The 23,699-nt window shown below is 47.6% G+C and carries 22 protein-coding genes and 1 riboswitch; of the genes, 15 read left to right on the forward strand and 7 right to left on the reverse strand.

All coding sequences use genetic code 11. The features are described 5' to 3' along the window. From BM299_RS11365 to BM299_RS11435, 15 genes are all read left to right on the forward strand, one after another. On the forward strand, window positions 1-475 hold a 475-nt coding region (locus BM299_RS11365; protein ID WP_131820637.1), incomplete at its 5' end, for an electron transfer flavoprotein subunit alpha/FixB family protein. A 182-nt stretch (window positions 476-657) separates the two neighbouring features. Next, window positions 658-786, forward strand: coding sequence for an acetate--CoA ligase family protein (locus tag BM299_RS19835; RefSeq protein WP_220427522.1), 129 nt, complete (start codon window positions 658-660; stop codon window positions 784-786). 9 nt (window positions 787-795) lie between these two features. Next, window positions 796-1,326 carry an HD domain-containing protein gene (locus tag BM299_RS11370; RefSeq protein ID WP_245779748.1) on the forward strand — a complete coding sequence of 177 codons (531 nt, stop codon included), beginning with the start codon at window positions 796-798 and terminating at the stop codon, window positions 1,324-1,326. A 181-nt stretch (window positions 1,327-1,507) separates the two neighbouring features. Beyond that, entirely contained in the window at window positions 1,508-1,909 is a 402-nt protein-coding gene (gene tnpA, locus BM299_RS11375; protein ID WP_114340127.1) for an IS200/IS605 family transposase, read from the forward strand. Then, the gene (locus BM299_RS11380; RefSeq protein ID WP_092484183.1) at window positions 1,906-2,976 is read left to right on the forward strand and encodes an RNA-guided endonuclease InsQ/TnpB family protein; all 1,071 of its coding nucleotides are present in this window, start codon (window positions 1,906-1,908) and stop codon (window positions 2,974-2,976) included. The genes tnpA and BM299_RS11380 overlap by 4 nt, the downstream gene beginning before the upstream one ends. Window positions 2,977-3,225: 249 nt before the next feature. After that, the gene (gene folP, locus BM299_RS11385) at window positions 3,226-4,410 is read left to right on the forward strand and encodes a dihydropteroate synthase (protein ID WP_425429487.1); all 1,185 of its coding nucleotides are present in this window, start codon (window positions 3,226-3,228) and stop codon (window positions 4,408-4,410) included. After that, window positions 4,397-4,810, forward strand: coding sequence for a dihydroneopterin aldolase (folB, locus tag BM299_RS11390; protein ID WP_342741333.1), 414 nt, complete (start codon window positions 4,397-4,399; stop codon window positions 4,808-4,810). The genes folP and folB overlap by 14 nt, the downstream gene beginning before the upstream one ends. Then, complete coding sequence (gene folK / locus BM299_RS11395; RefSeq protein WP_092484188.1) at window positions 4,807-5,340, forward strand: 2-amino-4-hydroxy-6-hydroxymethyldihydropteridine diphosphokinase; 534 nt, start codon at window positions 4,807-4,809, stop codon at window positions 5,338-5,340. Before folB ends, folK begins: the two co-directional genes overlap by 4 nt. A gap of 104 nt (window positions 5,341-5,444) precedes the next feature. Beyond that, window positions 5,445-5,537: riboswitch (cyclic di-GMP riboswitch) on the forward strand. Between the two features lie 135 nt (window positions 5,538-5,672). Continuing rightward, window positions 5,673-7,070 carry an ArsB/NhaD family transporter gene (locus tag BM299_RS11400; RefSeq protein ID WP_092484379.1) on the forward strand — a complete coding sequence of 466 codons (1,398 nt, stop codon included), beginning with the start codon at window positions 5,673-5,675 and terminating at the stop codon, window positions 7,068-7,070. Window positions 7,071-8,007: 937 nt separating this feature from the next. After that, window positions 8,008-9,990, forward strand: a complete 1,983-nt coding sequence (gene acs, locus BM299_RS11405) for an acetate--CoA ligase (protein ID WP_092484191.1) — start codon at window positions 8,008-8,010, stop codon at window positions 9,988-9,990. A 654-nt stretch (window positions 9,991-10,644) separates the two neighbouring features. Continuing rightward, complete coding sequence (locus BM299_RS11415) at window positions 10,645-11,250, forward strand: hypothetical protein (protein ID WP_092484194.1); 606 nt, start codon at window positions 10,645-10,647, stop codon at window positions 11,248-11,250. Then, entirely contained in the window at window positions 11,247-11,936 is a 690-nt protein-coding gene (locus BM299_RS11420) for an ABC transporter ATP-binding protein (RefSeq protein ID WP_092484197.1), read from the forward strand. The genes BM299_RS11415 and BM299_RS11420 overlap by 4 nt, the downstream gene beginning before the upstream one ends. 18 nt (window positions 11,937-11,954) lie before the next feature. Beyond that, complete coding sequence (locus BM299_RS11425) at window positions 11,955-13,109, forward strand: efflux RND transporter periplasmic adaptor subunit (RefSeq protein WP_245779744.1); 1,155 nt, start codon at window positions 11,955-11,957, stop codon at window positions 13,107-13,109. A 4-nt stretch (window positions 13,110-13,113) separates the two neighbouring features. Next, a complete protein-coding gene (locus BM299_RS11430; protein WP_092484201.1) occupies window positions 13,114-14,301 on the forward strand; it encodes an ABC transporter permease in 1,188 nt (395 codons plus the stop codon). 11 nt (window positions 14,302-14,312) lie between these two features. Continuing rightward, a complete protein-coding gene (locus BM299_RS11435; protein WP_092484204.1) occupies window positions 14,313-15,551 on the forward strand; it encodes a TolC family protein in 1,239 nt (412 codons plus the stop codon). Between the two features lie 164 nt (window positions 15,552-15,715). Here the strand turns inward: BM299_RS11435 and BM299_RS11440 are convergent, their stop codons facing one another. The 7 genes from BM299_RS11440 to BM299_RS11470 all read right to left on the reverse strand — a co-directional run bounded on the left by BM299_RS11440 (window position 15,716) and on the right by BM299_RS11470 (window position 23,556). Then, the gene (locus BM299_RS11440; RefSeq protein ID WP_092484207.1) at window positions 15,716-17,041 is read right to left on the reverse strand and encodes a sensor histidine kinase; all 1,326 of its coding nucleotides are present in this window, start codon (window positions 17,039-17,041) and stop codon (window positions 15,716-15,718) included. After that, a complete protein-coding gene (locus BM299_RS11445; protein WP_092484210.1) occupies window positions 17,038-17,706 on the reverse strand; it encodes a response regulator transcription factor in 669 nt (222 codons plus the stop codon). Before BM299_RS11445 ends, BM299_RS11440 begins: the two co-directional genes overlap by 4 nt. A 113-nt stretch (window positions 17,707-17,819) precedes the next feature. Next, window positions 17,820-18,527: a hypothetical protein gene (locus tag BM299_RS11450; protein ID WP_092484214.1), complete on the reverse strand. Its 708-nt coding sequence runs from the start codon at window positions 18,525-18,527 to the stop codon at window positions 17,820-17,822. Window positions 18,528-19,284: 757 nt separating this feature from the next. Further along, a complete protein-coding gene (locus tag BM299_RS11455) occupies window positions 19,285-20,541 on the reverse strand; it encodes an NAD(P)/FAD-dependent oxidoreductase (RefSeq protein WP_092484216.1) in 1,257 nt (418 codons plus the stop codon). After that, entirely contained in the window at window positions 20,538-21,059 is a 522-nt protein-coding gene (locus BM299_RS11460; RefSeq protein ID WP_092484219.1) for a 4Fe-4S dicluster domain-containing protein, read from the reverse strand. The genes BM299_RS11455 and BM299_RS11460 overlap by 4 nt, the downstream gene beginning before the upstream one ends. Before the next feature lie 13 nt (window positions 21,060-21,072). Next, complete coding sequence (gene cooS / locus BM299_RS11465) at window positions 21,073-22,944, reverse strand: anaerobic carbon-monoxide dehydrogenase catalytic subunit (protein ID WP_092484222.1); 1,872 nt, start codon at window positions 22,942-22,944, stop codon at window positions 21,073-21,075. A 204-nt stretch (window positions 22,945-23,148) separates the two neighbouring features. Then, window positions 23,149-23,556: an RrF2 family transcriptional regulator gene (locus tag BM299_RS11470; RefSeq protein WP_092484225.1), complete on the reverse strand. Its 408-nt coding sequence runs from the start codon at window positions 23,554-23,556 to the stop codon at window positions 23,149-23,151. Window positions 23,557-23,699: the final 143 nt, after the last annotated feature.

Here is a 23,699-nt window from a genome sequence, read left to right on the forward strand (position 1 = left end):
AAACGCCAAAACACCGGAAGTTGTTAAAGTCGACGCCAACACCGGCGACATTCGCCAAGTCATTAAAGACATCGTGCGGCAGGTTTCCGAGCGCCCGGAACTTACCGAGGCCGATATCATCGTCAGCGGCGGTCGGGGTATGAAAGGGCCGGAAAACTTCAAGATTCTGGAAGAGTTAGCCGACGTGCTTGGTGCCGCCGTGGGCGCCTCCCGGGCGGCGGTGGATGCTGGTTGGGTGTCCCACAGTTTCCAGGTGGGCCAGACCGGTAAAACCGTTTCTCCCGTGTTATACATTGCCTGCGGTATTTCCGGGGCCATTCAGCACCTGGCCGGTATGAGTTCCGCCAAGTGTATCGTGGCTATCAACAAAGATGAAGAGGCCAATATCTTCAAGGTGGCGGACTATGGCATCGTCGGCGACCTGTTTGAAGTGGTGCCTGTATTAAAAGAAGAATTAAAGAAAATATTGGCTTAAAACAGTTGCAGCAGGGTAAAAGAAAATACGTTTTATTGCTAACTTATTTATAGATTAGAATGCGGGTAGCCACCATTAGCTACCCCTCTTCTTTTATACTTTGGTTCTTGAGAAGAACCTAAAAGAAATTAAACTTTGCGACAAAACCTATTAAGTTAATGGTCGGCCTGGGGGGCATTTTTGTGGAGGTGCTGGAAGACGTGGTCTTCCGGGTGGCCCCGCTAAAAGAAATTGATATAAATCCGTTGTTGGTGTATCCTAAATGGCAAAGGGTCCGGGCAGCCGACGCCCTGGTGGTGAAAAAAAGATAGTTGGAAAGGGTGAATTTTTTGTACCGGGTGGATAATATTTTAAAGGACCCGTGGTACAACAAATGCCTGGAGCACAACGCCGCCTGGGAGCGGGAGAGACGCTTCTGCCGGCACGATTTGCAGCACATGCTGGATGTGGCCCGCATTACTTACATGCTCATGCTGGAGGACGGTTGCCTGGGGAAAGTGGCGGCTATCGGCGCGTCCGGTAAGCCCCTGGATGGCAAGGAAATAATTTACGCCGCCGGACTGCTGCACGATATGGGACGCTGGGTGCAGTACAAGACCGGCGAGGACCATGCCGTTGCAGGCGCCCGTATGGCCGGGCCGGTCCTGGACCGGGCCGGTTTTGACGCTGCGGAAAAGGAAATCATCACCACGGCCATCCGGGAACACCGCACCGGCGGCCCCGCAGCCAGCCCGCTGGGCCGGTACATCTGCCGGGCCGACGACCTCGCCCGCCCCTGCAGCCGCTGCGCGGCCCGGGCCGACTGCTATAAAATCGACCGCATGGAAACCGCCCGCCTTCTCCTCTACTAAGGGGGTCAGGCCTTTCCTAGCTGTAATAACTTGTTTATCGTAATTTGCCCAGAGGGCTCCCGCCTCTACAGGCGGGAGGTGAATGGGCAGCCGGGCTAAAAGCCCGGCAATATTGTTGCAACTTACCAAAAATTGCTGTAAAATAGAATCAGTAGCAATTAACGAAAGCCTTGGTGAAACAGTGAAACTTGACAGCAATTATCATTCAGTGTTCAAGTTGACTTATCACCTTATCCTGGTGGTTAAATACCGCCGCAAGGTGATTGACGACCTAATTGCCGCGCGAATCAGGGAAATCGGCGAGTATATCGCGCCAAACTACAACATTACGTTTTTGGAGTATAACCACGACCAGGACCATGTGCATATACTTTTCAGTGCCCACCCTAACAGCGCGTTGTCAAAATACATCAATGCCTTCAAGAGTGCCTCGTCCCGGCTTATTAAAAAGGAGTTTCCGAGAATCAAGAAATATCTCTGGAAGGAATATTTCTGGTCCCGGAGTTTTTGCCTTTTAACCACCGGTGGAGCGCCGATGGAAGTGATTAAAAAATACATCGAATCACAAGGTGAAAAGAAGTGATTATCGTTCACCGGTTCCATATTGAGCCAACCAAAGAGCAGGAGCAAAAGTTATTCCTAACCCTCACCCTTTGCCGCCGGCTTTACAATGCCGCCCTGGAACAGAGAGAGATTTGTTACAGGCAAAGAGGAAAATCGCCTACCTGTACTTCACAGAAGAACGAACTCCCAATGCTGAAGAGAGAGCTGCCGGAATACAAGCAGGTCAACGCCCAGGTCCTGCAGGATTGCCTCCAGAGATTGGATAACGCATTTGGGCGGTTCTTCAACAGCCTGGCCGGGTATCCCCACTATAAAGACCATCACCATTACCGCTCTTTTACTTATCCGCAAGCAGATAAGCAGGACCATTTCAAAAAATCCGGTTGCATTTACCTGCCAAAGATCGGTCACGTCAAAATGAAGGCGCACTTCGAGTTTGACCCTACAACGGTCAGCCGGATAAACGTCAAGTACCAAAACGGCAAGTGGTACGTCAACCTCACCTCGGAGATTCAAGAAGCCGATACTGTGGAAATTGTGAACAAAGTCGGTATTGATGTTGGGCTACTAACCTTTGCCGCCCTTTCTGACGGCACTAAAATTGATAACCCAAAATACTTTCGCGAGTCCGAAAAAAAGCTGGCCAGGTTACAGAGGCGGCTTTCCCGCAAAAAGAAAGGTTCAAACAACCGAGGGAAGGCTAAAGCCAAAGTAACCAGGTTGCACGACAAGATCGCCAACCAGCGCAAGGACTTCCTGCACAAAACCACCTGCGGCATAGTCAAAAAATATGACTTAATTGCCGTGGAGAACCTGTCAGTCAAAAATATGGTCAAAAATCGCCGTTTAAGCAAGAGTATTGCCGATGCCGGATGGGGGAAGTTCTTGGACTACCTCGAATACAAGTGCCTGAAATACGGCAAAACATTCGTAAAAATCCCGCCCGGCGGCACTTCCCAGACCTGCGTGTGCGGCGCTCATGTGCCCAAGGATCTGGGTATCCGGGTGCATAAGTGCCCTGAATGTGGACTAATTGCAGACCGGGATCTGGTTTCGGCAATGGTGTTACTGCAAAGAGCATCATAAGTTTTAGTTTAAGTAGGGCTGGGAGCACCCGAACTCATGCCTGCGGAGATTGCGTAAGACCTTTAAGGCTGCGGTCGATGAACCAGGAAGCTCCCACCTCTACAGGTGGGAGAGGCTTCACATAACAAAAGTAACATACTTGGGAAACTATTAAACTAAAAATTTGCAGTTGACCGTTGTTTTTTTAAGTTAAGTTGTGCACCGGTAAAAATACCTACATATGAATATTTTTAAGGAGTGAACAAGCAGGTGTCCTTTAACTTGCATAGTATAGTGATCAGCAACCGGGGTGATATACAGGAGGAGTTTGGTAAAATAGGCGTGGACAAGGCCGGCAGTGCCATCATGGCGCCCAAGGCTATGCACCGGCTGATTAAAATTTACGACCTGGCGCCCAGGCAGGCGAATATTATCAAGCAGGAAATGCTCAGCAAGGGCGGCGACGCCGCCGTTGCCCGGGGTACCGTCGACGCCTCGGTGGAAAAAACCGATGTATTGATGATGGGCACCGAAAAACAGTACCGGGCTGTCATTAAAAAGCTGCGCATGCAGCCCTTCGGGCTGGCCGCCCTGGCCGACCGGCTGGAAGAAGCCCTGAATAACCTGGCCGGGCGCAAGCCCAGGGAACTGGCCTGCCGTGATAAAAAACTGGTGCTGGGCGAGAGAACCCTGGTGATGGGCATCCTTAACGTAACGCCGGACTCCTTTTCCGACGGCGGCAGGTTTTACGATGTTGAGAGCGCCGTGGCCCAAGCCCGTCGCATGGAGGCCGAAGGGGCGGATATTATTGACCTGGGGGGTGAATCTACGCGGCCGGGGCATACACCGGTGGGTCCGGAAGAAGAATTGAACCGGGTGCTGCCGGTGTTGAAGGCGCTGGTGCAGGAAATCAGCCTGCCCATCAGCGTGGACACCACCAAGGCTTTGGTGGCCCGCCGGGCCCTGGAAGCGGGGGCGCATATTATCAACGACCAGTGGGCGCTGCGGGCTGACCCCGAGATGTCGTCAGTGGTGGCGGAATTCGGGGTGCCGCTGGTTATCATGCACAACCAACAGGGTACGGAATACCGCGACCTGATGGGCGATATGATCTGCTATTTCCGGGAAAGCATTGAAATGGCCGAGCGGGCCGGTATAGCCCGGGAAAACATCATTATTGACCCCGGCATCGGTTTCGGCAAAACCGTGGAGCAAAACCTGGAAGCATTGCGCAGGCTGCGGGAACTGGACTGCCTGGGGCTGCCGGTGCTGCTGGGTACTTCCCGCAAATCAGTGATCGGTAAAACTTTGGACCTGCCCCCCGACCAGCGGGTGGAAGGCACCGGGGCCACTGTATCTATCGGGATAGCGGGCGGAGCGGATATTGTGCGTGTGCATGATGTGAAAGAAATGGTGCGGGTGGCCCGGATGACCGATGCTATTGTCCGGCGGTAAGCATGGAAATGAGGTGTTTGGTCTGGATAAGATAATTATGAACGACATGGCCTTTTACGGGTATCACGGAGTGCTCCCCCAGGAGCGGGAGTTGGGTCAAAAATTCGTGGTGGACGTGGAGCTTTACCTGGACCTGCGCGCCGCCGGGGTGCATGACGACCCGCAAATGACTGTAAGTTACGCTGATGTATACGAGGTGGTGCAGCGTGAGGTGACTGGCCGCCCCTGTAAGCTGATTGAGGCGTTGGCCGAGCGCATTGCCGCCCGTTTGCTGGAAGGCTTTCCCTTGCAGGAAGTGCTGGTGCGGGTGAAAAAGCCCGCCGCACCCGTGCCGGGCCATTTCGGTTACATGGGCGTGGAAATCCGAAGGCTTAATGAACAGGTGGGAAACCGGCCATGACGGGACATGAAGTGCGCTGCTACATCGGACTTGGTTCGAACTTGGGGGATAGCCTGGAAAATATTCGGCAGGCCTTGCGGCAATTGGCGGATACAGAAGGGGTGGCGGTTATGGCCGTGGCCCCCTTTTACCGTACCGCCCCGGTGGGTTATGCAGACCAGAACTACTTTATTAACACTGTGGCTGAAATTCATACTATACTCGCACCACGGCAGCTGTTGAAAAGGCTGCAGGAAATAGAAAACAAGCTTGGCCGGGTGCGGGTAATCCGCTGGGGCCCCCGCACCGTGGACCTGGACATTTTGCTTTACGGTAACCAAATTATCAATGAACCCGACTTGGAAATACCGCATTCCCGCATGCACCAACGCGCCTTTGTTATGATACCCCTGGCCGACTTGAACCCGGGGCTGGAGGTTGCGGGTGAAAAAGCCGTCACGCTGGCGCGCCGCCTGGCCGGGGAACAGGAGATTGAGAAATTGTATTGTAAAATAGATCACGTTTGGTGCAAAAATAAAAGAAAGAGTTAGTTAGAGGGATTAGATTTACTTATATAGCTTATGAATAATTTGTACTTTACGCAAAAATACTATAAAATTTATTTATAAATACTGCAAAACAGAATAATTCTTCTCCACGGGTTAGGCAAACCTGGCGAAAGCCAGGGGCGCTAAAGCTATGGGTCTAAGGCTTTAACAAATAAAGCTACGATTGCCAGGCTATAACGGTTCGTCTACTGGGGGGGGTAGTCAATTTATTTGGCTGCCCCTCTTTTATTTTTTTCCACAGCAGGGGGGTGTCAAAAAGCGTTCAGTTGTAGATTTATTAAATGCAAACTTTTTAAACAGGAAGGGAGATGAAAATGGAAGCACAAACTCAAGTAATCTTTGCTACGGCCGTTTTCCTGGTGACCTATGCCATCATAGTATCCGAAAAAATTCACCGGGCGGTGGCCGCCTTTTGCGGTGCGGCAGTAATTATCATAGCGGGCATTCTCAATGTCGAACAAGCTGTTCATTTTGTGGACTTTAACACCATCGGCCTTTTGGTGGGTATGATGATTATTGTTGGTATTACGCGCCAAACAGGGGTATTTGAGTATCTGGCCATTAAAGCAGCCAAACAGGCCAAGGGAGAACCGATCCGGATAATGGCCGCCCTTGCTTTTATAACGGCGGTGCTGTCGGCGTTGTTGGATAATGTCACAACTGTGCTGCTCATAGTTCCGGTAACCTTTGCCATAGCCCGCCAGCTGCAGGTTAATGTAATACCGTTTTTAATTGTTGAAATACTTGCCTCCAACATTGGCGGCACGGCAACATTGATTGGCGACCCCCCGAACATTATGATCGGCAGTGCCACCAAACTAGGGTTTATGGACTTTGTGGTTAACCTTACCCCCGTGGTAGTTGTAATTTATGTTCTAACTATCTTTATTTTAAAGTTGATATACAGACGGCAAATCACCACCAGACCGGAATTAATGCAAAATATCATGGCCATGGACGAAAAGGATGAAATAAAAGATCAAGCCCTGCTGAAAAAGTGCTTAACGGTTTTAGCCCTGACCATCACCGGTTTTGTCTTGCACCAGTTTGTCCACCTGGAAAGCTCGGTAATCGCCCTTTCAGGCGCCGCATTGCTGCTGCTGGTTACCCGCATGGACCCCGAACACGCCTTACATTCCGTAGAATGGCCGGTTATCTTCTTCTTTATCGGTTTATTCGTTGTAGTAGGCGCTCTGGAAGAAGTGGGGGTTATCGAAGCCATTGCCCAATATGCCCTGGAAGTAACGGGCGGAGCGTTACTGCCCGCAGGCCTTTTAATTCTGTGGCTGTCTGCCGTTGCCTCCGCCTTTGTGGATAACATACCCTTTGTGGCCACCATGATTCCGCTGATACATGACATGGGGCGCCTGGGCGGTATCCAGGACCTGAACTTCCTGTGGTGGTCGCTGTCCCTGGGCGCTTGCCTGGGCGGCAACGGCACTATCATTGGCGCTTCGGCCAATGTGGTGGTAATCGGTATGGCGGAAAAAAGAGGGTCCCATATCGGTTTCATGGGGTTCTTTAAAATAGCCTTTCCGCTGATGCTCCTTTCCATTGTCATAGCTATGCTTTACCTGTTTTTATGGTATACCCTTCCTGTTGCGAAGGTTATCCTGGCGACTTTGGCGTTCGGTATATTGCTGGCCTTTGTCTTAAGCATAATGGACAGGGGTTCGACTCCTGCCCAAAACCAAAAAATATCCGTAAAATAAAAGTAATGTGAACGAAGCAACCCGGGCGAGGCTTTCACTGATTCAGATGTGAGGGTCTCGCTTCATCTAATTATTTATTGTTGAAATTATTGCTGCTCTTAATTATAATAGTTGTTAATGCAACTAAATAATATTTTTATTGATCTTTGGTAATTCTATCGCAGGCTAATAATCTGGGGATTTTTTTATAGCAGCAATACCGGCTGTATTAGCATTGGTGATATATCTATTGCAAAATAAACGTGGCATAAAACAACCTGAAGAGATGAGGTGAAAATGTACAGAAGAGAGAGCACCCTAAGAATGGTGCTCTCTCTTATATAACATAATTATTATTTTTCTGATATTATTTTCTTGATATTTTTTCTCTTAAAGGAAGGGACTTAGCTTGGTAAACAAAGACTTATCCATTGGCCGGTGGATCTCCGTATTATATCGTTATGGACAATGCTATCTGGAGAATGAATTAAAAACCTTTCAATAAGATGGTCTGATGCTTTAACCTCTAAATTTACCCCCGAAGAAAAAGAACAGGTTATTGTCTTATTGCAAAAAATGTTCCAAAATGCCTGTCCTTGTAAAACTAGTTTTCCTTTATCAGAAACGCTACTTTTTTAAAAATTAAAAGTTCTAATTGAATAAATAGTTTAGTTTTGGCCAAAGCAAAAATAGTTAATGCTATCCATATAAAAACAAAAGATACTAAATGAACAGATGTGTGTATGCGTTTTTAACTTAAATTCGGAAAGTAACCAATACCAACTACCATTAATCAGGCCGTAAAAAAACATTATGCTATTAGAATTTATTTAAATAGTACCATAAGTATGGTATAATTTATTGCTGAAAGTTTTGTATAGTTTAAATTTAATGAAAATTTAGCCCATTTTAAGCATGATGCTTCAGAAACATCTTTTAAAAAAACAGGGGGGAATTTATGGTGGCTGAAAAAAGTGGTAGTGTGCAGCATTTAATGGCAGAAAACAGGGTGTTTGAACCACCAAAGGATTTTTCCGAAAAGGCCAGGGTTAAAAGCCGGGAACAGAGGGACGAGCTTTACCGCAAGTCAGTAGAAGAACCGGAAGCATTCTGGGCCGAAATGGCGGAGGAAAACATCGAGTGGTTTAAAAAGTGGGACTCCGTTGAGGAGTATAGTTTTACAGACGATATATATATAAGATATTTCAACGGCGCCCAGTTGAACGTGTCTTACAATTGCCTGGACCGCCACCTGAAAACATGGCGCAAAAACAAGGCTGCTCTGATCTGGCAGGGTGAGCCTCTGGAAGAAAGCAAGACATACACTTACGCGCAACTCCACCGGGAAGTATCCAAATTTGCAAACGTGCTGAAGGGTCTCGGTGTTAAGCGTGGGGACCGGGTAACCATTTACTTGCCCATGATCCCCGAACTGGCGATCGCCATGCTAGCCTGCACCAGGATTGGTGCCATTCATAGCATTGTATTCGGTGGCTTCAGCCCGGACGCCTTGCGGGACAGAATCCTGGATGCCAAGGCGGAAACACTGATTACGTGCAACTATGGATACCGGGCCGGCAAAGTGCTTAAGAGCAAGGATAACGCGGACAAAGCCCTGGAGGGATGCCCAAACATCAAGAACTGCGTCGTGGTTAAAAGGATAGACCAGGATTGCAACATGGTTGCTGGTCGGGACCTATGGTGGCACGATCTGATGGCCGGCGCATCCCAGGAATGCGAACCCGAGCGTATGGAATCTGAAGATCCGCTATTTATCCTCTACACCAGCGGCAGCACCGGCAAGCCCAAAGGCGTCATGCATACCACCGGCGGTTATCTGACATACGTCACCACCACGTTTAAGTATATCTTTGATTACAGAGATGAGGATATTTACTGGTGTACTGCTGATATCGGCTGGGTTACCGGTCACAGTTATATCGTTTATGGTCCGCTTTCGGCTGGCGCAACTTCGTTGATGTTTGAGGGCGTGCCCAACTACCCGCAGCCCGACCGTTTCTGGGAAGTGGTTGAAAAATACGGTGTAAACATTTTCTACACTGCCCCTACCGCTATCAGGGCCATGATGCGGGACGGCGAGAAGTGGCCTAATGGCAGGAACCTCGAAAGCCTGCGCCTGCTGGGCACTGTGGGCGAGCCCATTAACCCGGAGGCCTGGATGTGGTACCACCGGGTTATCGGCAAAGAAAGCTGCCCCATCGTCGATACATGGTGGCAAACCGAAACCGGCGGCATATTGATCACACCGCTTCCCGGGGCGATTCCCACAAAACCGGGTTCGGCCACCCTGCCGTTTTTTGGCGTTAATCCCAAAGTCATCCGCCAGGACGGCAGTGAATCCGATCCCAACGAGGGCGGTTACCTGGTGATGACCAAGCCCTGGCCCGGTATCATGCGGGGCGTATTCGGTGACCCCGAGCGGTTCAAAAACACTTACTTTGTCCAGTACCCGGGTTATTACTTTACCGGCGACGGCGCCCGCAGGGATGAGGACGGCTATTTCTGGTTGATGGGGCGGGTTGACGACGTAATTAACGTGTCCGGCCACCGCCTGGGTACCGCCGAAGTGGAAAGCGTGCTGGTGGCTCACCCCAAGGTGGCTGAGGCTGCCGTGGTCGGCTACCCGCATGACATCAAGGGCGAAGGTATTTACGCCTACGTGACGTTAAAAGAAGGGTTTGAGGACACCGACGACCTGAAGAAAGAATTGGTCATGCACGTCCGGAAGGAAATCGGACCCATTGCGACCCCGGACAAGATCCACTTTTCAGTGGGCCTGCCCAAAACAAGAAGCGGTAAAATTATGCGCCGGATCCTGCGCAAAGTGGCCGCCGGAGAAATTGAGTCTCTTGGCGACACCTCCACCCTTGCCGATCCCACCGTGGTCGATAACCTGATCAAGGGGCGCCCGCAGGTATAGGCCGGAAGAGGACGCCGGTTTACTGGAGCTGGGGTACGGTCTGACCAATATAGTGTCCCGCCCCACCCGGGCGGCAGCCGATATAACGAATCAGGAATATAAGAATGGCGGGGCGGAACTATACCGGAAGAGCCGCGTGTAGTGTGCTTTGTTGGAAAGGGAGTATATGAAAAATACAGCGGCCGGCGGAATGTACCCTGGGGTAAGCAAATTAAGCCTGTAGTATCCGGGGTATGTCTCTGGATATCTACTGAATCTTTGAATTTTGTTTTTTAATGGCTTCCTTATGATGCAATATCAATAGAATGCGCCACTCGGCTGTTGCCGAAAGAGGCGCATTTGTCTTTTTTTATTTGTTTGAATAATTTTTGCAATTTACCATATGGTAACTGGACGGGAGTGTCAATAGGCGCCATTTAAGGATATGGCATAGAATCATGGACTTTCACAATTTCCCATAATCTCTTGATAATTACCCCATATTTGTTTAGTAAATTTTTACTATGAAAGCCTATTTTTAAACTACATTTATTCAGTAAAAGGTTGGTGATTATATAGTAAGCATCAAAAACGCAACCATAAATGCAATATACCATTGCCAAGTAAATAATGTTGCAATTAATCTTATTTAAATATTAGGTATGAGGTGTGATTATGAAATTAAATAAATTGCTTTTAGTGTTAATATTAGCTTTTATTTCAGCAACAGCTATTGGCTGCGGCAGCAATACAGAGGCGCTTAAGGAACCGTCCAAGGAGGATAATGCAGCTACTGTTTCTGAGGGCGAAAAGGTCGTGTTTCCTGAAGAAAAACCGGCTTTAATCGGTCAAGTAAAAGATGTTATCGGCAATGAAGTTACGGTGTACAAATTACAAGACTCTCTGAACGAGGGAACGCCGTCAGAAGGGCGTCAGGAACCAACGGGTCAAGAAATAAACCCAAACGTACAAGGTCCCGGGCCGGGAAACCGAGCCGGGTTTAAAGTAACCGGGGAAACTGAAACTTTTATAATACCGGTAGGCACACCAATCGTAACAGTGCAAAGGGGGACTAATGAAACTACCCCCATGGGGTTGACAGAGATTAAAAAAGACCAAATGTTAAGAGTTTGGAAAAAAAATGATGCAGTTAGTTTTGTTCAAGTGATGGGCGGCAATGGACCGAGAACAGGCAACCCTGAAGGCGCCAACGGGCAAAGACCCGGCAATGGTCAAGGTTTTGGCGGCATGGGTGGTATGGGTGGTAACAGGCAACCATGATTGAGAATGCCAAATGTATCATAGATGCCAGAAACATTGTAAAAATTTATCAAAATGGCTCTGAAAAGCTAAAAGTATTGGATGATGTAAGCATGCAAATTCTGGAAGGTGATTTTATTGTAATTTTAGGTCCTTCCGGTTCAGGTAAATCCACTCTGATGAACTTACTTGGTTGTTTGGATTTACCCACTTCCGGTCAATATTATTTGGATGGCCTGGATGTTTTAAAAGCCAAAGATAATCAATTAGCTGAAATACGAAACCAAAAAATTGGTTTTGTATTTCAGAAGTTTAACTTATTACCCAGGTTAACAGCCATCCAAAATGTCATGCTTCCCTTGCTTTATCGCGGCGCCAAAGAGGAAGAAGCCAAGGAATCGGCCAAGGAAAAATTAAAGCTTTTAGGCTTGGGGGAAAGACTTAATCACCGGCCCAATGAACTATCAGGGGGGCAGCAGCAGAGGGTGGCCATTGCCAGGGCCATAGTCGGCAATCCACATCTGGTTTTGGCAGACGAGCCCACTGGAAATTTAGATAGCAAATCCAGCAAAGATGCTATGGAGATTTTTAAAGAGCTGAACAGGCAAGGAAATACAATAGTAATCATTACCCATGATATTGAAGTGGCTGAGCAGGTGAAAAAGGTAATCTACATACGAGACGGTAGAATCTATGACAAAAATTAGGGGTGGGGGTTAAAGGAGTTGGTTGATCATAAAACCCAAAAGAACCTGGGTGTTGTTCTTATATTAATTATCTTCCTGGCAGCCGGCATGGGTTTTTGGCTGCAAAACAAAAGTAATGATGCAAGCTCGGAAATACAATACGAACAGGTGCAAGTGAAAAGAGATGATATTATTGTTGGCTTTGACTCTGATGGAACCATTGAATTTTCCAAGGTTAATTTAAGGTTTGGCGTCAAAGGCACCATTTCGGAAATATTGGTTGACGAGGGTGACGAGGTCAAAAAAGGTGCGGTTATTGCCAAATTGGACAACAGCGATTACCAGGACCAATACCAGTTGGCTTTAGCTAAACTGGATGATGCCCGGGAGCAGCAACAAACAAGCCTGTTGGATTATGAGTTAAAGCTAAAAAGTATGGAATCCGAATTGCAAAAACTCAAAGATGAATACGCAGAAATGGAAACAATTCCTGAAGCATACCCGGCCAACGAAATTAAGCTGAAAAAAATGGAACTTGATAACAAAGAGCTGGAATACCGGAATTTAATTAAAAAATATACAATAGAAAAAAATCAGGATTTCAAGCAAGATGAATTACAGGTGAAAATGGCTAAGGAGAATTTGGAAGACACTATTTTATACGCGCCGGTCTCAGGGGTTGTTTTGGGCTTATCCAAGAAAGCAGGAGAAAGCATAACTGATGAACAGGATTTTGCCACAATCCATGAAAACAATACCATTAACGCGATCACTAACGTAATTGAGTATGATATTGGTCAAATCAAAACAGGTCAAAAAGTTTATGTGACTGTGGAAGCCCTGCCGGATAAAAAATTTGAAGGTGAAGTCAGCAAAATAAGCCTTTTGCCAATATCAGATTCTTCCGGCCTGGTTAATTATTCAGTTGAGGTCAAAATTAAAGACCCCGGCCCTGAATTAAAAGATGGCATGACTTGCATGGTTTCATTTATAAGAAAAGAAGTTAAGAATTCCTTAATAGTGCCTTACAAGGCGGTTAAAATCATTAACGGTAAGCAGTATGTTACTGTCATTGATAATAATGGCCAAAAGTCGGAAAAGCAAATAAAAGCCGGTTTCACTGACGGAACCAGTGTGGAAGTCCTGGAAGGTCTTAAAGCAAACGAGACTGTGGTTTACCCGAAAAGCAGGTGATTTCTTGAAAATAAAGCAGCTGCTCAAACTTGTTTTAATAAATATCTACCAGAACAAGGTGAGAACCTTCCTAACTACACTGGGAGTAATTGTCGGGACGGCCACTATTTTTCTGGTGGTGGCGATAGGCGCGGGGGGAGAGGCACAGGTTAACGAGCAATACTCGAAGCTTAATGTAGGAACGATTATTGTAATGCCGGCCCAAAGGGGCAAGGTAGTTGACCCTTTGACTGAAAAAGATGCCGAGTTGTTTATGGCAAGTGACAACATTGCTCATGCTTTCCCAATTTTACAGGGCAGCGGAGATATTAATTACAATAATTTTTCATTTAACAGCAGTTTTATTGCCATTCCCCCCGAGTATCAGGAAAACAATAATCTTACCGTACAACAAGGCAGAGCACTTGACGATGAAGATGAGAAAAAGAAACACAAATACGCCGTACTGGGGGCGGAACTGGCCAACACACTTACGGACGGCAATCCTTCTGAAATAGTCGGTTCGAACATCAGCATCAACAGAAGAAAGTTTGAGGTAATAGGTATTTTCAATCGGGTGGGAGATACCGGTTCACACTCAAGTTATGACGACTCAGCGTTTATTGCTTACTCGGTAGGAGAAAAATATTTACTGGGCACCAGGGCCAACCCCATAATTACAGTTCAGGCAACGGGATTGGAAACGGTTCAATCAGCTATAAATGATATAACAAACACTTTAAATGAAACTCATCGCATGGGAGGAGCGGAGCAATTTCGTATTCTGGATGCAGGTAGCAGATTGGCGGCAGCACAGGAATCAGCCAGAACCATGTCTTTACTGTTGCTGGCAGTGGCGGTAGTTGTCTTGATAGTCAGCGGGATAGGAATTATGAATGTAATGTTTGTTACGGTAAAAGAAAGAACCAAAGAAATAGGCACCCTTAAAGCAATCGGGGCTAAAAAGAGGGAAATATTGAGCCAGTTCCTGTTGGAAGCCGTAATTATCAGTTTAGTTGGCGGGTTGCTGGGTGTAATTTTAGGTTTTTTTGCCATCCCTCTGTTGAAATATTTTGAGCTTCCAGCCCTCCCTTCAATTAGCGGGATTTTATTGGGTCTGATATTCTCTGTGATTACAGGTGTGTTTTTTGGGTTTTACCCGGCCTGGAAAGCAGCTGAGTTAAACCCGATAGATGCGTTGAGATACGAGTAAAGGAGATGCATATGAAAAAGAAGTTAGTTTTATTATTAACTATGCTTTTTATGCTGGTTTGTTTATCTGCGGGATATGCGTCCGAAAACGATTCAGAAGATGCTGCAGAGAATGTTGTCACCCTGGAACAGGTCAAGGAGTTGGCCCTTGAAAACAGCAGAAACCTGACCCAATACGAAATTAATAAAGAAAAGGCAAAGTATCAATTTTACCAGGCAGATGATCAGTATGATGAAGCCGAACATGAAAATAATAATCTGCTGTCCGGATATAACAATTTAGGGCAAGAATATTCTACTCTACAAGAACTTTTAAATGAAGGGGACACATCGGTTATTTCCAGAATGAATGATATTAAAGAGGAAATGTCATCCATTTGGGAAAATATAGATAAGAATGCCGAATCAATAGATTCCTTATTAGATAAAAAAAGAGATGCAGAAGCCAATTATAATGACGCTAAAATAGATGAAGAAAATTATAAGAAACAGTTGGAATATATAGTAGAGGAACAATACACAACAATATTGAACCAGGAGAATAACTTATTAACTTTAGAAAAAGAACTTGAGGTGAAACAGTCCTTGTTAAATCTTGAAAGAGCCAGACTGGCTCTGGGAAACAGCAACCAACTGAAGGTAGATCAGTTGGCTGTAGATGTTTCCAATATAGATAAGCAAATAATTGAATTAATGAGCTCAATCAAAAAAACAAAGGGAAATCTTAATGATATGATCGGTAGAGATTATGATGATGAACTGATTTTGGCTCCGTTCGAGATTCCAGAAACGGGTGAAGTACCCGATTATGACATATTACTTTCAAGAGCTACCGGGGAATATGATAAAATTGATGAGCTTAAACGGGATATTGAGCAGAGAGAAGACGACCTTGATTATGTGGAGGACGACAATTACCAGGAGGAATTATTGGAATTGGAAATCGAGGAAAAGGAGCTGCAGCTGAAAGATGAAAGGTATAAATTAAAGGATGCCATAAACAATTTAATGGCTGAAGTTAAATTAAAGCAAGAAGAGTATCAATTATCATTAATTAATTATAATAATGCTCAGCAAAACTATGAATGGGACAAAAAAAGATTTGAGCTGGGCCAGATATCCAAAATGGATCTTTTGCAAAGCGAACTGGACTGTTTTAATATGAAAGACAAGAATATCTCCGCCGGTTATGGTTTTTATTTGGCCTATCGCTCTTTAAAGCTGGCTGAAGCCGGCATATTATTAAACTAACTACTTACAGAGGTTGTTCGAAGAGTCCGCGAGAGACACACGTTTGATAGGTGCCAGGTGTTGAAAGTTGAAAAATCCTCGATTTTCAACTTTCAACACCTGGCACCAAAGCTAATTTCCAAAAGCGAAAAACCAGCCTATCCCCTTTTTGCTTTTCGCCACTCCTATCTAAATGGGATAATAACAGTTGAAGTTACACCGCCTCTTTCATTTTTCAAGGTGATTTGCCCCTGATACATTTTTACGATTCGCTGCACTATGGTTAACCCCAGTCCGAACTTACCTTCTCCGGCTTTATGGAAAGGCTGGAACAGCCGGTTTAGGATATGGGGCTCAATCCTGGAGCCGTCATTCCAGAAACTGAGTATTATTTCCGTTTTTTTACTGTTTAACCCAAGGTTAACCTCAAGGCGGGAAGCAGCATGACGAAGGTGATTTTCCAGCAGGTTTTCAATCATGACCCTTAAGGTTTCTTCGTCCCCTGCAATAGTTACCGGCTGCAAATCCAACTGCCAGGTTATTTCCGATCGCTGCAAGTATAAAAGCTGAACTGTTTTTTTAACCAACCTGTCCAATTCTATCTCCTTCTGAACCTGCTCCCGGGTATCCAGGTAGTCGAGGCGTGTTAAATAAAGCAGCTGTTTAATCAATTTTTCCAGGCGCGCACCTTCCGCATCGATCACCTGGATACTGCCGGCCAGATCGCCTTTGGGGTAGACCCCGTCCTGGATGGCCTGGGCATAGCTGCGGATCACCATGACCGGCGTTTTCAACTCGTGAGAAATATTTTGCAGCATGGATTGCTGCGCTTCATCCTGCCTGACAAGCTGCCGGCGCATGGTTTCAATGGAGCCGGCCAACTGCCCTATTTCATCACCTTGTTTTACAGTAAGGGGTTCATGCCAGTTGCGGTTGGCTATGCGCTTTACATGCTGCTTCATTTGAACCAGGGGCCGGGTTAAGTAACGGGCAATAAAAAGCGAGGCAAACCAGCTGATTACCAGGGTAATACCGGCGAACACCATAAAATTAAACAATAAAGTTTTTATAAATTTGTCTTCTTCCGATCTTTTAAAAAACGATACCTGATACAAAGGGCGCCCATAGGCAATGTTTTTGCGGATAACATAGCGAACTCTTTCCTGTCCATCGACATATTCGTACAGATGCCTGGATGTTTGCTGAGTTGAGGCGTTTTGTTTTATATTTTGTAAAAGAGCATCAGGAATCGCTTTCGGGGCATTGGGTGGTATTGTTGTCCCGTCTTCCAATATAATAAGGTTGCGAATATTGAATCCCCGGACACCAAGAAAAGAGGGTAACGGTTCCTTGATAATATTTTTTTCCGGTGGTACATGTGGTTGCATTAAGGTAGCTGTAAAAAAGTTGCGAATTAAGTGAGGCATAATAAGCAATACAATTAAATATAACAATAAGCTAACCAGGGAAAGGGCCAGCCAAATTTTTACTGTCAGCGATATATTTTTCATTTGGCCGTCATCCTGTATCCAAAACCATATATGGTTTCAATGCGGAGGTCCGGCATTTTTCTTCGCAACCGCCGTACCAGGTCATCTACGGAGCGGTCGGTGCCGACGTAGTCCTCTCCCCATACATGGTTGATAATTTGTTCCCGGGATAAGGCCTGTCCCCTGTGTTTGGCAAAAAATAAAACAAGGTCGTATTCCTTTGACGTTAATTCAATGTTATTATCCTCTTTAAGAACTATGCGCCTGTTTTCATCCAGAATATAGGGATGCAGGTTAATAGCTGAGTTTTTTGCCTCAGTTGATTTGTAAACCCGTTCCAGGAGCCGGTGTGTGCGAATAACCAGTTCCCGGGGTAAAAATGGTTTTGCCAGGTAGTCATCACTTCCCATCTCCAGGCCAATAATGCGATCCAAATCGGCATCCCGGGCGGATATAAAGATAACGGGAACGTCCGGGGACGCCTCTTTGATGCTGCGCAACAGCTGGTAGCCGTCAATATCAGGGAGCATAATATCTAAAATCCACAGGTGAGGGTGCTCTTTAATGGCTTGCAGTGCAGATTGCCCATCAGTAAAGGACCGTACTTCCCAGCCTTCTTTTGCCAAATAGGAAGTTAATATTTGACTTAAGTTTATCTCATCTTCAACCAGGAAAATCCGAAACAAGTGCGACCCTCCTTTTAACGCTTCTGTGTTATTATATCAAAAAATCCAGACTCCCATTGAAAAGGGAGTCTGGTTTAAGTCATCGCATACTCTTGCTGCTTTTTTTCGGGGGGTTAATTTGTTTCCGACAGCCTGACAGAAAGTTGCTGATTTTTTTCTTTCAGTTGTTCCAGTAGCTGGGGCAACAGTTCCTTAATTGCAGATTCATCATCCGCTTTTACCGCTTTATTAAATTGGATCATCAGGTTATTGTGGCCGGCGAAATTTTTCTTACCTTGAAGGCCAAGGCTTTTCAGTTCTTCTGCAGCCTGTTCACGAGTTAGCTTGCCGTTCTTGACATCTTCACGAATGGCCTTGACTTTTTCTTTTACTTCATCGGATAACCGGGGATTTTGCTTATTTTGACGCACTCTGTCAAGACCAAGGTTTTTCAGTTCTTCCCCGGCCTGTTCCCGGGTAATTGTACCGTTTTTTACGCCTTCACGGATAGCTTCAACCTTTTCTCTTATCTCATCGGATATTTGAGGTCTTTGCCTTTGCACCGGCGCCTTTTCCTTCAATTCACTCATTAATTGCTCGCGTTCAGCAAAGGCATTTTTCCAATCTTCCACATCCCCCGGTGTATACTTGCCAACCATATCCAGCATCTTGTCCATAGCTGCAGTGCGCTGATCAACGTCAAAGCGTTGATAATGGGCGAATCCCTTTCTAACCGGCATATCCTGGGTGGCAGTGACGGTATCAGCCGCAAAAGAGGCAGTGGGCGCCAGTACTGACAATCCTAATACAATTGATAAAACCTTCGTCTTCCAGTTCTTCACGATTCATACATTCCTCCTTTAAAATATATATTAAGTGGCCAGCCCCATTTACAATATACAAAGCAAATGCGGAACAATTATCAATGAATTGTGGGAAAATATGAAAAAAATATAATAGGATAGAGGTAGTGCCATGCGCAGGGAAATAGCTATTAAAAACATGTCCCGTGTTGAAAAGCTGCGACTGGTCAGTAGTAACGGGGGAACGGTTTAGTTTTCGGGGGAAAATTGTTATAAGCCGTAAACGCTTGCTCAATGGTGTCTCGGCTTTCGGGAAACTTTAAAAATTCACTGTGGATTCTGGCGAAGGCCCGGCGAAATTCCGGGCTTTCATGCAGTAAAGTGATGCCTAGCTCGGTAAGATTAGTTAGTGCTTCAACCAGCTTTTTCGTTCCGATTCATCGGCTTCCTTTAGTTCCCGCGCTGTTATTTGACTGATCCCGGTAAGTACCTCTGTAAACATGCTGTAAACCTCCATTAATATGTAAATCTATTTACTAGCTGCATTGTCACTGGTAAACGAAACTCGAGGGAATGTGTTATACGTCTTCGCCACTAAATCAATTAATGAACAAATTAAAGACAAAGCAATTGACCTATAATTTGTAGTTGATAGGAAGTGTGAAGATGAATGATTACGAACTTTATAATCTTTTATATTTGTTTAAAAGCAAGCCCACCCGGCAATACCGGAGGGGCCTGCTTGTTGCAAGTTTTTAACACCCGGTGCTTAAAGGTGTTAGATTTTTAGCAGCTTCTAAATGGTAAAGTAAAAGGCTCCATTTTCTTTTTGGGTAAAGAAATTTGCATAGGTAAGATCGAAAACCCGTTCCTGATAATTTGTTACATCTATTCCTTCTTTGATCAGGGCGGCCAGCAAACCGGCGCCGGTAATGTCCCCTTGTAAAACAGCCCCCTTGATGCGCCCATTCTGGAGGATTACTTTTTTGTAAGCGTCGGCATCTTCGTCAATAAGCTCCCGGTAACTTGCATCCGGTGGATTGATGAAGCCGAAGGATGCCGCCGGAAGGCCGAAAAAGGTCATAGCATTCCGGAAGGCGAAGTTATCCTCCATACGTTTGGGCACGCCGGCCATATTAGAACCGGCCACCTGCCCCTGCTTGACTGCCGCCGGCCAAATTGGCGTAAGCATTACCTTGCCGGTAAAAGTTTCCCGGGATTCGCAAACATCCCCCGCGGCGAAAACACCCGCCACCGAGGTTTCCTGGAATTCATTGACCTTGACCCCCCGCCCGGTTTCAATGGGGGTACCTGCGAGGAATTCTATGTTTGGCCTTACCCCGGTCGCCACAATTACCATACCACAGGGTACGGTTTTACCGCTTTTGAGTTTTAAGCCGATCACATTGTCCTGCGCGTCCAGAACCACTGAGCCGACCATCTCGTTGAAAAAGAATTCCATACCATGCTGTCGGCATAGCTGCTCATACTTTTCCGCCGCCCGCCGGTCCAGTTGTAACGGTAGAAGCTGCCCGGCCACTTCGATAACCGATACCTTGACCCCGCGCCGGGCCAGGGCGTAGGCGGCATCCATACCCACCAGCCCGGCGCCGATCACTGCTGCGGCGTCTGTCTCACCGGCCATCCGGGCAATGGCCCGGGCGTCCGCCAGGTCGCGCAGGCCCCGAACCTGCTTGCCCCGCGCCAGGTTTTCCACGGGCGGCAGCACGGAGGATGCACCGGTGGCAATCAACAAGCGGTCATACCGCTCTTCTTCGCCATTTGACAGCTTGACTTTTTTACCTGCCGTATCCAGGCTAATCGTTTCCCGACCGGCCAGCCAGCGAACGTTATACCGCTTAAAGAAATCTGCTTCCACAAAACCGGCTTTTTCCGGGGAACGCTCCCCGCTGATCACATGGTGCAGCATACAGCGGGAATATACTTGCTCATCCCTGGAGATCACGGTAATATCACCGGCACTATCCAACTCGCGGATGGTTTTGGCCGCGTTGATACCGGCGGCACTGGCTCCCAAAATAAGATATCTCACTGGTGCGCTCCCTCCTCCGGTGCGGTCTCGCCGGCAACTGGTTCCGGCAGACAAATTTTCTTTACTGTGCCCTGCGCGTCCACCTCAATTAGTGTAAGGGCGCCGGTGGGGCAGGCTTCCACACAGCGGGGGAAGGGCCTGCCATGACAGAAATCACACTTGATCGCCACCTTGGATTCCCGGCTGTCCGGGCGAATAACCCCAAAGGGGCAGGACATTACGCACATCCAACACCCGGCGCATTTTCCCGGGTCATGGTCAACGGTTCCCGTAGCGGGGTTTTTGGTTAGCGCCCCGGACATACAGGCGGTAACACAGGCCGGTTCATCGCAGTGACGGCAGAGGATGGGCACCGGTTGCCCATGTGGGCCGGCCTCGATGAAATTCCTGGCCCGGTTGGCCGGGTCCTCCAGGTCCAGGCATAGTACGGATCTGTTCGCGGTATGCTCGGCCATGCAGGCCAGCTGGCAGTTCCTGCAGCCCTGACACAATTCTTTGTCAATGAGGATGCGTTTCACTGTTATTCCCCCTTTACAATTCCAGGGCTTTTCTTTTCTGCTCGATGATCTCCGCCAGTTTTTCCGCCGCCGGCACGATTTCACCCTCCAGGATGACCTTGCCGCCGGTTAGCTGTTCCATATCCTCCGTTAATACTTTGCTCACCAGCTTGCTGCCGGTAACAAAGGGCGGGATGGCCAGATGCAGCGGCAATCCCAGGGCCAGGCCGAATGCGCCGTCAGCCAGGGCTTGTTCTTCCAGCCACTGCGGAGCGGACAAAACCAGGGGCAACTGCGGGATGTCGATATCAAGGGCCCGGGCCAATTCGGCGGCCACTATTTCCAGCCGCCCGATGGCCAGGCAGGGGCCAAAGTTCAGCACCGGCGGTATACCCAGCGTCCGGCAAACCTCTTTAAGGTTGTCGCCGGCCAGTTCCGCCGCCCCCGGGGAGGTCAAACCGACATTTTCCAGGCCGCCGCTGGTACAGCCGGCGGACAGCACGATGATATCCCGCTTGATCAGTTCTTTGGTTAACCCCACGGTAAAAACATCATGTCCCTTGGCTGTAAGGTTGGAACAGCCCACCACCGCGGCAACTCCCTTAATTTTGCCGCCGGCAATCAGGTCGATCAGCGGTTTAAAATTGCCGCCCAGGAATTTTGGCAATGATTTTTCACTAATACCGGTGACCGCGTCGTCGTAGCCGTGTTCGGGTATATCCACTTGCACTTTACCCCGGCGCCGGATATAACTTTCCAGGGCCGCGTGCATAATTTTTTCCGCTATGGCCGCACTCTCGTTGCAATCGAACCGTACATAGTCGGCGTTGGCCTTTTTAGCCACGTCATCCAGGCAGATCTGCCGCACCAGAAACTGCTCGCAAATGGGCTCAATGCCTGGCACCGTGCAATTGAACTCAGATACTACCAGGTCGATGCCCCCGGTGGTCAGCAGGGCTTCGCTGGTAAAGTTGTTTCCGGCGTGGCCGGCAAAGACCTCCCGGCAGTGCGCCCCACGCAGCTGCATGTCCTGGCCCACGCAGGTGCAGCCCACTATCTTGAATCCTTTAGCTCCACCCCGGCCCGCCAGCGCGGCCGCCTCGGGAGTAACCATCTTCTCCTGCAGCACCCCGATAAGGGCCTGCTGATGGCCGGTAACCATAATATTGATATAATCCGGGTCCACCACGGAAAAACCCACTCTGGCGGTGGCAATTTGGGGTTCGCCCAACATGATGTCATTTAAATAATTGGTTACAGTCAACCCGTATAGCCCCGTAGCAATGCCCAATTTTAAAGCATGCAGCAGCATATCCACCGGGTCGCTGGACAGGTTGGTGCTGGTTTTGACGATGGCGTCGAACACTTCGGACTTGGCACCGCCGGGTAGTATCCCCAGTTCCTGCCAGCGCCGGAATCTCGGCTGATAGGCCAGTTTTTCCACCAGGGTCATCTGTTGTCCCCGGGGGCGGTACAGGTCTTCCAGCACCCGGTCCGCCACTTTGACGGCCTGCTGTGCCGGGTCGGTTTCCTTGATTTCCAGCACCCCGGCCAGCTCACGCAGTGTTTCCGCTCCCTTAATGGTCAACCCGGATTTTCCCTGGCCAACAGCCCGCAGGTTATTGGCGGTGTTTTCCACTATGTGCAGGTAGCAGGCCGCTCCGGCAGCCACGGCCCGTAAAAAGTTCCGGGCTACGATGGTGTCGGCGGTGGCCCCGCAGACGCCCTTGGGGGACTGGGGGGTGATCCGGCAGGGTCCGTTGGAGCACAGCCGGCAGCATACCCCTTGCATGCCAAAGCCACACTTGATGGCTTGCCCTGGCACGCGGTTGAAGGATGTCTCCACTTCGGGTTTGGAACCCATGAAATCAATCAGTTTGCTGTCCGCGGAAGTACACATTTTCATTTGTTTTCCCTCCTGTTTATAATTCTTATACTAGACTCAAATAGTATACTTTGGGATATAACTATAGTAAAAATTTTCTTTTCCGACTGATTCAGAAATTAGCATTTGGATAATGGTGATTTTAAAACTATACTAACATAGTATAGTCTGGTGGAAAAAAATAGTTTCAATTATACAAGTCTAAATCAAGTATAACAACGCAGCTTACGATTTACTTAAAGTTTCAAAATCATATTCCTCCAGCTTATCATTAATGGTTTGCTGGATGGAAAAAAGGGCCTTGTGAATGGCGCATTTGGCAGTGTTTCTTTTATTACACTCATCAGGGGCAATCAAACACCTGTTAACATAGACCGGTCCCTCTACCGCTTCCACTACATCCCGCATAGTGATTTCCCGGGGCATTTTGGCCAATGCGTAACCGCCGCCTACTCCACGGTAAGATTCCACAATGCCGGCCCGGGTCAGCATGCGGAGTATCTTTAACATAAAACGGATGGGGATGTGTTCTTGTTCCGCAATGGCCCTGGCCTCCACCACTTCCCCCCGGGGGAGCCGGGATAAATATAATACCGCCCGAAATGCATAATCCGTTGCTTGATTGAGCTTCATTGTTTATACCTTCCTTCAGGCTTAAAGTGTACTATATGAGTCTATTTTTAAAAAATATAGCCTATTTGAAACCGGTTGTCAACCCCCGGAAGTAATATGTTGTCAACCGCACCGTCATAAAGCATTAAGCCCGGGGGAAACAT

Origin of the sequence: Desulfoscipio geothermicus DSM 3669 (genome assembly GCF_900115975.1) — a bacterium.
Classification (GTDB): domain Bacteria; phylum Bacillota; class Desulfotomaculia; order Desulfotomaculales; family Desulfallaceae; genus Desulfoscipio; species Desulfoscipio geothermicus.

Bases quoted from the DNA above. Each gene is read 5' to 3' on its own strand.
- folK (WP_092484188.1), top strand. From the start codon at position 4,807: ATGACGGGACATGAAGTGCGCTGCTACATCGGACTTGGTTCGAACTTG.
- BM299_RS11400 (WP_092484379.1), top strand. From the start codon at position 5,673: ATGGAAGCACAAACTCAAGTAATCTTTGCTACGGCCGTTTTCCTGGTG.
- acs (WP_092484191.1), top strand. From the start codon at position 8,008: ATGGTGGCTGAAAAAAGTGGTAGTGTGCAGCATTTAATGGCAGAAAAC.
- BM299_RS11415 (WP_092484194.1), top strand. From the start codon at position 10,645: ATGAAATTAAATAAATTGCTTTTAGTGTTAATATTAGCTTTTATTTCA.
- BM299_RS11420 (WP_092484197.1), top strand. From the start codon at position 11,247: ATGATTGAGAATGCCAAATGTATCATAGATGCCAGAAACATTGTAAAA.
- BM299_RS11435 (WP_092484204.1), top strand. From the start codon at position 14,313: ATGAAAAAGAAGTTAGTTTTATTATTAACTATGCTTTTTATGCTGGTT.
- BM299_RS11440 (WP_092484207.1), bottom strand. From the start codon at position 17,041: ATGAAAAATATATCGCTGACAGTAAAAATTTGGCTGGCCCTTTCCCTG.
- cooS (WP_092484222.1), bottom strand. From the start codon at position 22,944: ATGAAAATGTGTACTTCCGCGGACAGCAAACTGATTGATTTCATGGGT.
- BM299_RS11470 (WP_092484225.1), bottom strand. From the start codon at position 23,556: ATGAAGCTCAATCAAGCAACGGATTATGCATTTCGGGCGGTATTATAT.